Below are 13,892 nucleotides of genomic sequence, written 5' to 3' on the forward strand. Positions count from 1 at the left end.
AGTACTCCTTACTCACAAAGGCAGCCTTACACATCGACGTCGACGCCATGGCGCACGACGCGTTTATCCAGCTCGCCGCCCAGCCAGTAGGCCAGGTCGGCGGGGCGATCGATCTGCCAGGCGACAAAATCCGCGACCTTGCCCACTTCCAGCGAGCCGTGGGTGTCGCCCATGCCCAGTGCCGTGGCGGCATGTCGGGTGGCGCCGGCCAGGGCTTCTTCCGGGGTCATACGAAACAGGGTGCAGGCCATGTTCAGCATCAGCCGCACGGACAAGGCCGGCGAGGTGCCGGGGTTGAGGTCGCTGGCGATGGCGATCTTCACCCCGTGCTTGCGCAAGGCATCCATCGGCGGCAACTGGGTTTCGCGCAGGAAATAGAACGCCCCCGGCAATAGCACGGCGACAGTGCCGGAGGCGGCCATGGCGATGGCGTCTTCTTCGGTCATGAACTCCAGGTGGTCCGCCGACAGCGCCTGATACCGCGCCGCCAGGCTGGAGCCGTGCAGCGACGACAGTTGCTCGGCATGCAGTTTTACCGGCAAGCCCAAGCGCTGCGCGACTTTGAACACGCGCTCCACCTGCTCGGTGGAAAACGCCAGGTATTCACAGAACGCATCCACCGCATCTACCAAGCCTTCTGCCGCCAGGGCCGGCAGCATCTCGTTGCAGATGTGTTCGATGTAGTCATCGGCGCGATCCTTGTACTCCGGCGGCAACGCATGGGCCGCCAGGCACGTGGCGCGTACGCTGACCGGCAACTCCTGCCCCAGGCGCCGGGCCACCCGCAGCATCTTGCGCTCGTTGGCCAGGTCCAGGCCGTAGCCGGACTTGATCTCTACCGTGGTCACGCCGTCACGCAGCAAACTGCGCAGGCGCTTGCGGCTGCTGTCGAACAGCTCGTCTTCCGTCGCCGCACGCGTGGCGCGCACGGTGCTGGCGATACCGCCGCCGGCCGCCGCGATCTCGGCGTAGCTCACGCCTTGCAGGCGCTGCTCGAATTCGCCGCTGCGGTTGCCGCCAAATACCGTGTGGGTATGGCAGTCGATCAGCCCTGGCGTGACCCACGCCCCTTGCAAGTCATGGGTCTGCCCGTAGTCGCCAGGCGGCAGCTCGGCACGGGGGCCGATCCACTCGATCAGCGAACCGGCCGTGACCATGGCGCCATCCTCGATGATCGAGTACTCGCCCCGAGCCATGGTTGCGATGTGGCAGTGTTGCCAAAGCGTTTTCATCAACGCCTCCCTAAGTTATCGGTGAGACAAAGCCGGGTCGTAATTGACCTTGGCCGCTTGCCCGGCTGCGGGCTTGACCCACAGCAGGTAGGCGAGGACCAGCAACACGATCCATACGGCGCCTACCAGCAGCGCGGCCTGGGTGTCCGGGAAGTAGCCCAGTACGCCAAAAATAAACAGCATGAACACAATGGCCGCCGCCGGCGCATAGGGCCAGAACGGTACCGGGAATTTCAGTTCGGCGATCTGCTCGCGGGTCATCGAGCGGCGCATTGCCACCTGCGTGACCAGGATCATCAGCCATACCCACACGGTAGCGAAGGTGGCAATCGAGGCAATCACCAGGAACACGTTTTCCGGGATCAGGTAGTTCAACACCACACCGCCCAGCAGCGCCGCGCCCATCACCACCACGGTCATCCATGGCACACCGTGGCGCGACAGTTGCGCAAAGCCCTTGGGCGCCTGCCCTTGCTGGGCCAGGCCGTACATCATGCGGCCTGCGCCGAAGATGTCACTGTTGATGGCCGAGACGGCCGCCGAGATCACCACGATATTGAGGATGGTCGCCGCCGAGCCAATCCCCAGGTTGCTGAAGATCTGCACGAATGGGCTGCCCTGGCTGCCGATCTGCGGCCAAGGGTAGATGGCCATCAGCACAAACAGGGTCAGCACGTAGAACAGCAGGATGCGCAGCGGCACCGCGTTGATCGCCTTGGGGATCACCCGCTGCGGGTCCTTGGCTTCACCGGCGGTGATGCCGATGATTTCGATGCCGCCAAATGCAAACATCACCACCGCAAACGAGGCGATCAGCCCGCCCACGCCATTGGGCATGAAGCCACCATGGGCCCACAGGTTGCTCAACCCGGTGGCCGGGGCTTCGCCGGCCGAATGCACGCCGAACAGCATGATGCCGAACCCGCCGAGGATCATTGCGACAATCGCGCCGACCTTGAGCAGTGACAGCCAGAACTCCATTTCGCCAAATACCTTGACGTTGCACAGGTTCAGCCCGCCGATCAGCAGGACGATGCCGAGCACCCAGACCCAGCGTGCGACTTCGGGAAACCAGAAGCCCATGTAGATGCCAAAGGCGGTGACGTCTGCCAGGCAGACGATGATCATCTCGAAGGCGTAGGTCCAGCCGAGGATAAAACCGGCCATCGGGCCCAGGTAAGTGCTGGCGTATTGGCCGAACGAGCCGGACACCGGATTGTGCACGGCCATTTCCCCGAGGGCGCGCATCACCATGAAAACGGCAGCGCCACCGATCAGGTAGGCCAGCAACACCGCCGGGCCAGCCATCTGGATGGCCGAGGCGGAGCCGTAGAACAGCCCGGTGCCGATCGCCGACCCCAGTGCCATGAAGCGAATATGGCGGGCGGTCAGCCCGCGTTTGAGACCTTGTGCTTGCTGGTGCATTTCTCGTCCCTAATTATTGTTATCCAGAGAGAATCCGAACCTATGGGCGATCACCTGTGGGAGCTCTCGAGCCTTGGCGAGGCTGCGATGGCGGCGGCACCGGCAACATTTATGTTGCCTGGCCCACCGCTATCGCAGCCTCGCGGGGCGAGACAGCTCCCACACGGGATCGGGGTGGTGCTTAGAGACTTGGCAGCAGCTTGGCCGGCACCAACTCGTTCAGGCAGCGGCTGGCCAACAGCTCGCTGGCAGCGTTGATGTCCGGGGCGAAGAAGCGGTCCTTGTCGTAGAAGCCCACTTTGGCGCGCAGGATCCCACGGGCCTTTTCCAGCTTGGGTGAGGTTTTCAGGCCATCGCGCAGGTCCAGGCCCTGGCAGGCGGCCAGCCATTCCACTGCGAGAACCCCACGGGTGTTTTCGGCCATTTCCCACAGGCGCTTGCCGGCAGCCGGCGCCATCGACACGTGGTCCTCCTGGTTGGCCGACGTCGGCAGGCTGTCGACGCTATGGGGATGGGACAACGCCTTGTTCTCGCTGGCCAACGCCGCCGCCGTCACCTGGGCGATCATGAAGCCGGAGTTGACCCCGCCATTGCCCACCAGGAACGGCGGCAATTGCGACATGTGCTTGTCCATCATCAGCGAGATGCGGCGCTCGCTCAGGGAGCCGATTTCAGCGATGGCCAGGGCCATGTTGTCGGCGGCCATCGCCACCGGTTCGGCGTGGAAGTTACCGCCGGAGATCACATCGCCTTCGGCGGCGAACACCAGCGGGTTATCGGATACGGCGTTGGCTTCGACCACCAACACCTCTGCCGCCTGGCGGAACTGGGTCAGGCAGGCGCCCATGACTTGCGGCTGGCAACGCAGGGAGTACGGGTCTTGCACCTTGTCGCAGTTCTGGTGGGACTGGGACACCTGGCTGCTGTCGCCGAGCAGGTCGCGATAAGCGGCGGCCGAGTCAATCTGCCCACGCTGGCCACGGGCCGCATGAATGCGCGCGTCGAACGGCGAGCGCGAGCCCAGCACCGCTTCCACGGTCAGGCCGCCACAGGCGATAGCAGCGGCGAACAGATCTTCGCCTTCAAACAAACCGCGCAAGGCGTAAGCGGTGGAGACCTGGGTGCCGTTGAGCAGCGCCAGGCCTTCCTTGGCGGCCAGGGTCAGGGGCACAAGGCCGGCGACTTTCAGCGCTTCGGTCGCCTCCAGCCACTCGCCTTTGTAACGGGCCTTGCCTTCGCCCAGCAGCACCAGGGACATATGGGCCAGCGGCGCCAAGTCTCCGGAAGCACCGACCGAGCCCTTGAGCGGGATATGCGGGTAGACCTCGGCGTTGATCAGGGCGATCAGCGCATCGATTACCTGGCGGCGAATCCCGGAAAAACCCCGGCTCAGGCTGTTGACCTTGAGCACCATCACCAAACGCACCAGCGCATCGCTGATCGGCTCGCCAACGCCGGCCGCGTGGGACAACACCAGGGAACGCTGGAGGTTTTCCAGGTCTTCGCTGGCGATACGGGTCGAGGCCAGCAGGCCGAAACCGGTGTTGATGCCGTAGGCGGTGCGGTTCTCGGCGAGAATCTGCTCGACACAGGCCACACTGGCTTCGATCTGCGCCGAGGCGCTGTCATCCAGGCTGAGGGTTACCGGCTGCTGGTAGATGGCCCGCAGTTGGGCAAGGGTCAGTTGGCCTGGAATCAGATTTAGCGCAGTCACATTCATGCTCCTTTTGAAATAGGGTTCAGTGCAAATTCGGTAAAACGTGGTTCAGCAAATCAGGGGTGTTGAGCAGCTTTGCGGTGGTCGCGATATCCGGTGCCAACCAGCGGTCCTGCTCATAGGCCGGGACGTGCTCGCGCAGCAGGCGCCAAGCCACGTGGGTGCCGGCGCCGAAGCCTTGGTGTTTGAGGAACTCAAAGGCCTGGGCCGCCAGCAGGTATTCGATGGCGAGGATCTGGGTGACGTTTGCCAGCACCGAATGCAGCTTGAGCGCAGCGTTGGTGCCCATGCTCAGGTGGTCTTCCTGCAGGCCCGAGGTGACGAAATTGTCGAGCACCGCCGGCTGCGCCAGTTGACGATTCTGCCCACAGAGGGAAGCGGCGACGTACTGCACGATCATCATCCCCGAGTTGACCCCCGGGTTGCTCACCAGGAACGCCGGCAAACCGCTGACGTGAGGGTTGATCAGGCGGTCCAGGCGGCGCTCGGCGATGGAACCGATTTCCGCCATGGCGATGGCCAGCATATCCGCCGCCAGTGCCACGGACTGCCCGTGGGGGTTGGCCTGGGACACCACGCGGTAGTTGTCTGGCGTGCCGAGCAGTAACGGGTTGTCGGTGGCGCCGTTGAGTTCGGTTTCAATCTGGCGGGTGGCGTGTTCCAGTTGATCGCGGGCGGCGCCATGGACCTGGGGGATCGAACGGATGCTCAGCGCGTCCTGGGTACGAATGCCCCGGCTGGCGGCAATCACCTCGCTGCCCGCGAGCAAAGCCCGCAGGTTGCTGCCGACCTGCTGCATGCCGGGGTGTGGCTTGAGGGCGATGATCTGCTCGTCGAACGCATCGATCTGCCCGCGCTGCGCTTCAAAGCTCATGGCGCCGATCACATCGGCCCATTGCAGCAAATGGTGGGCATCGGCCAGGGCCAGGCAGCTCAGGCCGCTCATGCACGGCGTGCCATTGACCAGGCACAGGCCGTCCTTGGCGCCGAGCACCACCGGCTGCAGGCCTTCGGCGGCCAAGGCGGCCTGGGCGGTAACGATCTGGCCGCGATAGCTGACATTTCCCACACCCAGCAAGGCAATGCCGATATGGGCCATGTGTGTCAGGTAGCCCACCGAACCCTGGGACGGCACCTGCGGGGTAATGCCATGGTTGAGCAGCGCCAGCAACGAATGCACCACCTGCGGATGCAGGCCGGACTTGCCCTGGCTGTAGTTGAGGATAGCGGCGCAGATGATGGCGCGAGTCTGCTCATCGGTAAGCGGCGCACCGACACCGCAGGCGTGGCTGAGCAAGGTATTGCGCGACAGCTGGCTCAGTTGCTCGCCCTTGAGCGACACATTGCACAACGCGCCCAGGCCGGTGTTGACACCATAGGCGCGCTCGCCGCCGGTGACGATGCGTTGCACGATGGACTGGGCATTGTCGATGCGCGCCCAGGCCTGGCCCGACAGCGCAAGCTCGGCGCCGAAGCGCGCGACAGCGACCACGTCCTGCCAGTGCAGGGGGGTGTCGGCGATGACGATTTTTTTAGCCTGGGACATCTTCATACCTTCTTCAATTCTTTTGCAGCCTTGCCGGCCTCTTCGCGAGCAAGCCCGCTCCCACATTTTGATTTGTGAATGCATTCAAATGTGGGAGCTGGCTTGCCTGCGATGAGGCCGGCCAATTCACCACAAGGCTCGGTTCAGACCACCGCCGCCCGCCGCTGAACAAACCGGTCCACGTACTCATCGGCCGGCGAATGCAAGATCTCCCGCGGCGTGCCGACCTGGATCAGCTTGCCGTCCTTGAGGATCGCGATGCGATTGCCGATGCGCACGGCCTCGTCCAGGTCGTGGGTGATAAATACGATGGTCTTGTGCAGGGTCTTTTGCAGTTCCAGCAACTGGTCCTGCATCTCGGCGCGGATCAGCGGGTCGAGGGCACTGAACGCTTCGTCCATCAGGATGATGTCGGTGTCAGCCGCCAGGGCCCGGGCCAGGCCCACCCGTTGGCGCATGCCGCCCGACAACTGGTGCGGGTATTTGTTTTCATACCCCTTCAAACCCACGGTTGCGATCCAGTGCAAGGCACGCTCGGTGCACACTTGCTTGGTTTCGCCGCGCACTTTCAGGCCATAGGCCACGTTGTCCAGCACGCTCTTGTGCGGCAGCAGGCCGAAGCTCTGGAACACCATGCTGATCTTGTGCCGACGGAACTGGCGCAAGGCGTCCATATCCAGTTGCAGAATGTCTTCGCCGTCCACCAGGATCGCGCCGCTGGTGGGGTCGATCAGGCGGTTGAAGTGGCGCACCAGGGTGGACTTACCGGAACCCGACAGGCCCATGATCACAAAGATCTCGCCGGTGCCGATGCTCAGGGACAGGTCATTGACCCCCACCACGCAACCGGTCTGCGCCAGCACCTGGTCCTTGGTCTGGCCCTGGCCAATCAGCGCCAGGGCTTCCTTGTCACGGGCGCCGAAAATCTTGAATACGTTTTTAACTTCGATCTTGCTGACAATAGTCATTTGCTCGCCTCATGCCGTGGACGACCATAGGCCTGGGTAATGCGGTCGATGACCACTGCGAGAATCACAATCGCCAGGCCAGCCTCCAGGCCGCGCCCGACGTTAAGGGTCTGGATGCCCACCAGCACGTCTTCACCCAGGCCACGGGCGCCGATCATCGAGGCGATCACCACCATCGACAGGGCCATCATGGTGGTCTGGTTGATCCCGGCCATGATGCTCGGCAGGGCCAGCGGCAGTTGCACGCCAAACAGCTGCTGCCAGCGGTTGGCGCCAAAGGCATTGATGGCTTCCATCACTTCCCGATCCACCTGGCGAATGCCCAGGTCGGTCAGGCGAATCAATGGCGGCGCGGCGTAGATCACCGTGGCGAAAATCGCCGGCACCTTGCCCAGGCCAAACAGCATCAATACCGGGATCAGGTACACGAAGCTGGGCATGGTCTGCATGATATCCAGCAACGGCATCAGCACCGAGCGCAGGCGATTGCTGCGCGCCGAGAGGATGCCCAGGGGAATGCCGATCAGCACCGAGATCACCGTGGCCACCATCATCAGCGCCAGGGTTTGCATCAGCTTGTCCCACAGGCCGACCGCGCCCACCAGGAACAACAGGCCGACGATCACCGCCGTGGTCAGCACCTTGCGGGTGGCGTGCCAGGCAACGCCGCCGACTATCGCCAGCATCAGCCACCAGGGCGCCGCGCGCAGCAGGCCTTCCAGGTTGACGATGGCCCACAGCAAGGTGTCGGAAATCTGCCGGAACACATCGCCGTAGTTGGTCACCAACCCATCGACCCAACCGTTGACCCAGTCGGCGATGGAAAACGTAAAACTCTCAGGAAACATAACGTGCTCTCGATCCAGTGGAGTGTGGCCGGGTGTCCGGCTGCCTGTTCAGGGTAGCCGGGAGCACTGTGCCTACAAGGCCGCGTCGATTTTCTTGGCTGCGTCTTCACTGACCCAGGCGTGCCAGACCTCTGGATGCTCCTTGAGGAAAATCTTCGCCAGCTTCGACGAATCAATCCGCTCTTTGCTCATGCGCGCCAGGTTCTGGTTGAGCAGGTCGATCGGCAGGTTGACCTTCTCCAGCACCGCCACCAGTTCCGGGGCCTGCTCGTGGAACGTCTTGGACAGGCCGACCTTGATGGTCACGCTTTTATCCACGCCGGGTTTTTCGTCGAGCTTGACCAGGTCCACCTGGCCCATCAGTGGCGTCGGCGACCAGTAGTAGAACAGGATCGGTTCGCCACGCTTGTAGCTCGACAGCACCGCTGCATCCAGCGCCGGGCCGGTGCCTGGGCGGAAGTTTGTGTAGGAATTTTCCAGGCCGTAGCTCTTGAGCATTTCGCTGTTGTCCAGCTCGCAGGTCCAGCCGGCCGGGCAGTTGTAGAAACGGCCTTTGGCGGGCTCTTCCTGGTCCTTGAACACTGCGGAATACTTGGCCAGGTCGGCGATGCTTTTCAGGTCCGGGGCCTTGGCTTCGAGCTTGCGCTTGGCGTCGCCTTCGATCACGTAGCGCGGCACGTACCAGCCTTCAACCGCGCCGACCACGGGCGCACCGACACCCACGACCTTGCCGGCCTTCTCGGCCTTTTTCCACACTTCACTGCGGCCAACCCACTCTTCGGCGAAGATCTGGATATCGTTACTGCCCAGGGCGTTTTCCATGGTGATGGAATTGCCCGGCAGGCTATCGGTTTTACAGTCGTAGCCTTTTTCCAGGACCACTTGCAGGACGTCAGTCAGCAACATGCCGCTTTCCCAGTTCAGGCCGGCGAACTTCACCGGCTTGCCCGACTCGCACCAGCCGGCCGCCTGGGTGGCGCCAGCGCTGGCCAGCAGGCCGGCGGCGAGCAATGGGGTCAGCAGGGTCTTATGCATTCTCATTATGTGACGCTCCCAATCATGAAATGGATTACGGCAGTCAAAAGGCATCCTGCCTTGTCCACGTCCCATCAGGCTTGTGCACTCAGCCCGTTGTTTTTAGGGGTAACTTGGGGTGCAGCGCCCTGCTCTACCGGCAGGATCAGCCGCTCAGGAATCGCACCGTGCCATTTTTTCGCACACAGGTAATACAGGGCGGCGGGCAGTACCAGGCCGATGATCCAGGAAATATCCACCCCCCCCAGGCTGGCCACCAGGGGACCGGTGTAGAACTTGGTGGCGATGAACGGCAACTGCACCAGCACCCCGAACACATAGACGCTGATACCCAGCGGGTTCCAGCGGCCGTAGCGGCCATTTGGATCGGCCAGCGCCGGCACGTCATAGCGATCGCGGGTGATGCAGTAGTAGTCCACCAGGTTGATCGCGCTCCAGGGCGTAAAGAACGCCAGCAAAAACAGGATGAAGGACTTGAACGCACTGAGGAACGAGTGCTGCCCGAGCAACGCGATCAGAGTCGCCGCGCCGACGATGGCCAGCACGAAAACCAGGCGCTGCATGCGCGACACCTCCATGCGCCCGCGAAAACCGCTGACGATGGTCGCAATGCACATGAAGCTGCCGTAGGAGTTCAGCGTGGAAATGGTGACTTTGCCGAACGCGATGCTGAAATACAGCAGGGCCGCCGTAGCCCCCGTGCCGCCCAGGCCCACGATATAGGCCACTTCGTTACCGGCAAATTTGCCGTTGGACATCGCAGCGGCAAACACACCGAGGATCATCGCCACCTGGGCGCCAATGACCGAGCCGGCGCCTGCGGCCAGGAAGGTTTTCACCGAGGACGTGTTGCGCGGCAGGTAGCGGGAATAGTCCGCCACATAGGGCCCGAAGGCGATCTGCCAGGAGGCCGCGAGCGACACCGCGAGTAGGAAGCTGCTCCAGCTGAAGTGACGGATTTGCAGGAGTGCGCCAACGTCGGTCTGGCTCATCAAGCGGCTGAACAGGTACACAAAGGCAATCACGCCAATGACGCTGGCGACACGGCCGATGAAATGGATCACCCGGTAACCGAGCACCGTGACCAGCACGATGACACTGGCGAAAATCAGAATGCCAACACTGTCGCTGACCCCAAACAACTGGCCCAGCGCCTGGCCGGACAGCACGGTCCCGGTGGCGGTGAAACCGAGGTACATCAAGCACACCAGCACAATCGGGATGGCTGCGCCATACACACCGAACTGCACCCGGCTGGAAATCATCTGCGGCAGGCCAAGCCTGGGCCCTTGCGCCGCATGCAACGCCATCACGCCGCCGCCCAGCAGTTGACCGACCAACAGACCGATCAACGACCAGAACACATCCCCGCCCAGCACCACGGCCAGGGCCCCGGTGACAATCGCGGTGATTTGCAGGTTGGCACCCATCCACAGGGTGAACTGGCTCAATAGACGACCGTGTCTTTCCGCTTCCGGGATGTAGTCGATCGAACGCCTTTCGATCAACGGGGTGGAGCTTGCACGCGCGTCTTTTGCAGCCATGGGTATTCAACCTCTAATGGATTGTTTTCGGTGGTGCGGCTCAAACATGTTTCAAATACACAGCAGGTCAAATGTGGGAGCTGGCTTGCCTGCGATTGCATCACTGTGATCTGCCTGACAGACCCAGTCGCCCGCATCGCAGGCAAGCCAGCTCCCACAGGAACCGAGCCAGGCGCTACTTGATCATTGGCAGGTTCAGGCCCTGCTCCTTGGCGCAATCGATCGCGATCTGATAGCCCGCATCGGCATGACGCATCACCCCGGTGGCCGGGTCGTTGTGCAGCACGCGGGCAATGCGCTCGGCGGCTTCGTCGGTACCGTCGCAGACGATGACCATGCCGGAGTGCTGGGAGAAGCCCATGCCCACGCCACCACCGTGGTGCAGCGAAACCCAGGTCGCGCCGCTGGCGGTGTTGAGCAGGGCGTTGAGCAGTGGCCAGTCGGACACGGCGTCGGAACCGTCCTGCATGGATTCGGTTTCGCGGTTGGGGCTTGATACCGAGCCGGAGTCCAGGTGGTCACGGCCGATCACCACCGGTGCCGACAACTCGCCGCTGCGCACCATTTCGTTGAATGCCAGGCCGAGCTTGGCGCGCTGGCCCAGGCCAACCCAGCAGATGCGCGCCGGCAGGCCCTGGAAGCTGATGCGCTCGCGGGCCATGTCCAGCCAGTTGTGCAGGTGGGCGTCGTCGGGGATCAGTTCTTTGACCTTGGCGTCGGTCTTGTAGATGTCTTGCGGGTCGCCCGACAGTGCCGCCCAGCGGAACGGGCCGATGCCACGGCAGAACAGCGGGCGGATGTAGGCCGGTACAAAGCCTGGGAAGTCGAATGCGTTTTCCACGCCTTCTTCCTGCGCCATCTGACGGATGTTGTTGCCGTAGTCGAAGGTCGGTACGCCCATTTTCTGGAAGTCCAGCATCGCCTTGACGTGTACGGCCATCGACTGCTTGGCGGCCTTGATCACGGCGGCCGGTTCGGTCTTGGCGCGGGCGCGGTATTGGTCCCAGGTCCAACCGGCGGGCAGGTAGCCATTGAGGGGGTCGTGGGCGCTGGTCTGGTCAGTGACCATGTCTGGGCGCACGCCGCGCTTGACCAGTTCCGGGAGGATTTCGGCAGCGTTGCCCAGCAGGGCGATGGAGATGGCCTTGCCTTCCTTGGTGTACTTGGCGATGCGCGCCAGGGCGTCGTCGAGGTCGCGGGCTTGTTCGTCGACATAACGGCTGTTCAAGCGGAAATCGATACTGACCTGCTGGCACTCAATGTTCAGCGAACACGCGCCGGCCAGGGTCGCGGCCAGAGGCTGGGCGCCGCCCATGCCGCCGAGGCCGGCGGTGAGCACCCAACGGCCTTTGAGGTTTGAATCGTAATGCTGGCGACCGGCCTCGATGAAGGTTTCGTAGGTGCCCTGAACGATGCCCTGGCTGCCGATGTAGATCCAGCTGCCGGCGGTCATCTGGCCGTACATGGCCAGGCCCTTGGCATCCAGTTCGTTGAAGTGCTCCCAACTGGCCCAGTGCGGCACCAGGTTGGAGTTGGCGATCAGCACACGCGGGGCATTGCTGTGGGTCTTGAACACGCCGACCGGCTTGCCCGATTGCACCAGCAGGGTTTCGTCGTCGTTCAGGTTGGTCAGGCTTTCGACGATCTGGTCGTAGCACTCCCAGTTACGCGCCGCACGGCCGATACCGCCGTACACCACCAACTCTTTGGGGTTCTCGGCCACTTGCGGGTCGAGGTTGTTCATCAGCATGCGCAGCGGCGCTTCAGTCAGCCAGCTTTTGGCGGTGAGTGTGTTGCCACGGGCGGCGCGGATTTCAACGTCGCGGTACTTGGTAGGCTTGTTCTGGGAAAAGTCAGTCACAAAAAACTCCTCAGCAATCGATGCGCGAACACGATGGTGCGAAGAGGATGTTTAGCGACTCTTATGCACACACCTTTACTTGTACATACAAGCATATGCAATCGAGCGGCCAACTTGATGAGGGAGAGCTTAAGATTTTTTTGGGGTGGGCGTGCAGGCCTCTGAAATCAAGGCTTGGGGGCTTGATGAAATTTCTTAAAGCATTGGTTTGGACAGTTGGGGAGTTGTTACAAAAGCAGGGTATTGCGCCATGCTGGGGCATTCGGTAACAACTTGGTGCGGGACTGGAAACAGATTGTGCAGCCTATACATAACCCATGTGGGAGCTGGCTTACCTGCGATAGCCATTTGTCTGACACACCGCAATCGCAGGCAAGCCAGCTCCCACATGTTTAATCGCGTGCGGTCAGTTCGATCAGGCAGCAGCGACCTGTCACGCTGATATCCAGCAAGTCACTGTTACCGTCCACCTGCAAACAATCATGATGGCCCAGCACTTCGCCCAGCACCTTCACCTCATCGGCCACACTGAACACCAGCACGGTGTGAGCGGTACTGAAAAACTGCTGCACCCCGTCCACCCATTGCAAACGTGCGTGGTAACGCTGGGGCGAATAGATCAGGTTGAAGTCGCGAATCGGCCCGGTGATCAGGCGGCACGCCACCTGGCTTTCACCTTTGAAGGCAAACGGTTGCAGAGGCAGCAGGCCGCGCTGCTCTTCGCCGTCCACCGTCAGCACCATGCCGGCACCCTGGATCACGGTGATGATCCGCTGATACCCGGCAAACGTGGAAAAACCACCCGACTCGCCGATGTCGGCAATCGACAGACGCCAGCCAAAACCGTCGAGGCCCAAGCCTGCATCACGGGTGATTTCTTCGGTGCTGCCACCGCCGTTTTTCCACGGCATGCGTACGTAATCGGCGGCGCGCCAGACCTTGACTGCACTCATTTGCTGAAGCGTCCTTCGAGGCTATGCCGGGAACCTGGGTGGATCAGCCGCGCAGCCGTCACCGGCTGGCGCCCGGACCAGGTGCGCCGGCGAATCAGCAGGCACGGCTCGCCGGCCTCGATCTGCAGCAGCTTGCATTCCTGCGGGTCGGCCAGGATCGCTTCCACCACATGCTCACCCTCGGTCAGCGGCGCCACCTGGTTGAGATAGGCGTAGGGGGTTTGCTGGGTGAAATCCTGTTGCAGGTACTGGGGGGCGACCAGGGCGTTGACGAAACGGTCTTCGATTTGCACCGGGATATCGTTTTCGTAGTGCACGATCAGCGAGTGGAACACCCGCCCGCCTTCACGCATTTCCAGGGCCACGGCGCGCTCGGAACCAGCAGCCTCCTCGCCCAGGGTAATCACCTTGCAGGTGTGGCGATGGCCGCGGGAGGCGATCTCATCGGCGATGTTATGCACCTCGAACAGCGCCGACTGGCTCTTGGGCTCGGCAACGAAGGTGCCGACGCCTTGCATGCGCACCAGCAGACCTTCGGCGGTCAGCTCCCGCAGGGCGCGGTTGATGGTCATGCGGCTGAAGCCCAACTGGTTGACCAACTCGCTTTCCGACGGCACACGATAGTGCGGCGGCCAGTTGCCGTTGAGAATCTGCTGGCTGATCATCTGCTTGACGCGGGCATACAAGGGCGCCGGACTTTCGTCCATGTGGGCAGCCAGCGGGGACTTGGCGGGCGGAGTCGGCACGGGGAATCCTTGCAGGA

Annotated in this window: 11 protein-coding genes; all 11 read right to left on the bottom strand. The window is 62.4% G+C overall.

Features of this window, described 5'->3' with window-relative positions; translation table 11 throughout:
- Nucleotides 1–26: 26 nt before the first annotated feature.
- The 11 genes from hutI to hutC all read right to left on the bottom strand — a co-directional run bounded on the left by hutI (nucleotide 27) and on the right by hutC (nucleotide 13,836).
- The gene (hutI, locus tag HBO11_RS21710) at nucleotides 27–1,232 is read right to left on the bottom strand and encodes an imidazolonepropionase (protein WP_169955667.1); all 1,206 of its coding nucleotides are present in this window, start codon (nucleotides 1,230–1,232) and stop codon (nucleotides 27–29) included.
- 15 nt (nucleotides 1,233–1,247) lie between these two features.
- Nucleotides 1,248–2,657, bottom strand: coding sequence for an amino acid permease (locus HBO11_RS21715; protein ID WP_169955666.1), 1,410 nt, complete (start codon nucleotides 2,655–2,657; stop codon nucleotides 1,248–1,250).
- Between the two features lie 181 nt (nucleotides 2,658–2,838).
- On the bottom strand, nucleotides 2,839–4,377 hold the full coding sequence (gene hutH, locus HBO11_RS21720; protein ID WP_169955665.1) for a histidine ammonia-lyase: 1,539 nt from the start codon (nucleotides 4,375–4,377) through the stop codon (nucleotides 2,839–2,841).
- A 19-nt stretch (nucleotides 4,378–4,396) separates the two neighbouring features.
- Nucleotides 4,397–5,920: a histidine ammonia-lyase gene (hutH, locus tag HBO11_RS21725; RefSeq protein ID WP_169955664.1), complete on the bottom strand. Its 1,524-nt coding sequence runs from the start codon at nucleotides 5,918–5,920 to the stop codon at nucleotides 4,397–4,399.
- Nucleotides 5,921–6,063: 143 nt separating this feature from the next.
- Nucleotides 6,064–6,888 carry a glycine betaine/L-proline ABC transporter ATP-binding protein gene (locus HBO11_RS21730; RefSeq protein WP_169955663.1) on the bottom strand — a complete coding sequence of 275 codons (825 nt, stop codon included), beginning with the start codon at nucleotides 6,886–6,888 and terminating at the stop codon, nucleotides 6,064–6,066.
- Entirely contained in the window at nucleotides 6,885–7,736 is an 852-nt protein-coding gene (locus tag HBO11_RS21735; RefSeq protein ID WP_076961686.1) for a proline/glycine betaine ABC transporter permease, read from the bottom strand. Before HBO11_RS21735 ends, HBO11_RS21730 begins: the two co-directional genes overlap by 4 nt.
- Nucleotides 7,737–7,808: 72 nt before the next feature.
- A complete protein-coding gene (locus HBO11_RS21740; RefSeq protein WP_169955662.1) occupies nucleotides 7,809–8,777 on the bottom strand; it encodes an ABC transporter substrate-binding protein in 969 nt (322 codons plus the stop codon).
- Between the two features lie 68 nt (nucleotides 8,778–8,845).
- Nucleotides 8,846–10,315, bottom strand: a complete 1,470-nt coding sequence (locus HBO11_RS21745; RefSeq protein ID WP_169955661.1) for a cytosine permease — start codon at nucleotides 10,313–10,315, stop codon at nucleotides 8,846–8,848.
- A 175-nt stretch (nucleotides 10,316–10,490) separates the two neighbouring features.
- Entirely contained in the window at nucleotides 10,491–12,176 is a 1,686-nt protein-coding gene (gene hutU, locus HBO11_RS21750) for a urocanate hydratase (RefSeq protein ID WP_169955660.1), read from the bottom strand.
- A 392-nt stretch (nucleotides 12,177–12,568) separates the two neighbouring features.
- Entirely contained in the window at nucleotides 12,569–13,129 is a 561-nt protein-coding gene (locus HBO11_RS21755) for a HutD family protein (protein ID WP_169955659.1), read from the bottom strand.
- Nucleotides 13,126–13,836 (bottom strand): histidine utilization repressor, encoded by a 711-nt coding sequence (gene hutC, locus HBO11_RS21760; RefSeq protein WP_262381098.1) that lies wholly within the window; start codon nucleotides 13,834–13,836, stop codon nucleotides 13,126–13,128. The genes HBO11_RS21755 and hutC overlap by 4 nt, the downstream gene beginning before the upstream one ends.
- Between the last annotated feature and the right edge of the window lie 56 nt (nucleotides 13,837–13,892).

Source organism: Pseudomonas sp. WS 5010 (assembly GCF_012985565.1).
GTDB lineage: Bacteria > Pseudomonadota > Gammaproteobacteria > Pseudomonadales > Pseudomonadaceae > Aquipseudomonas.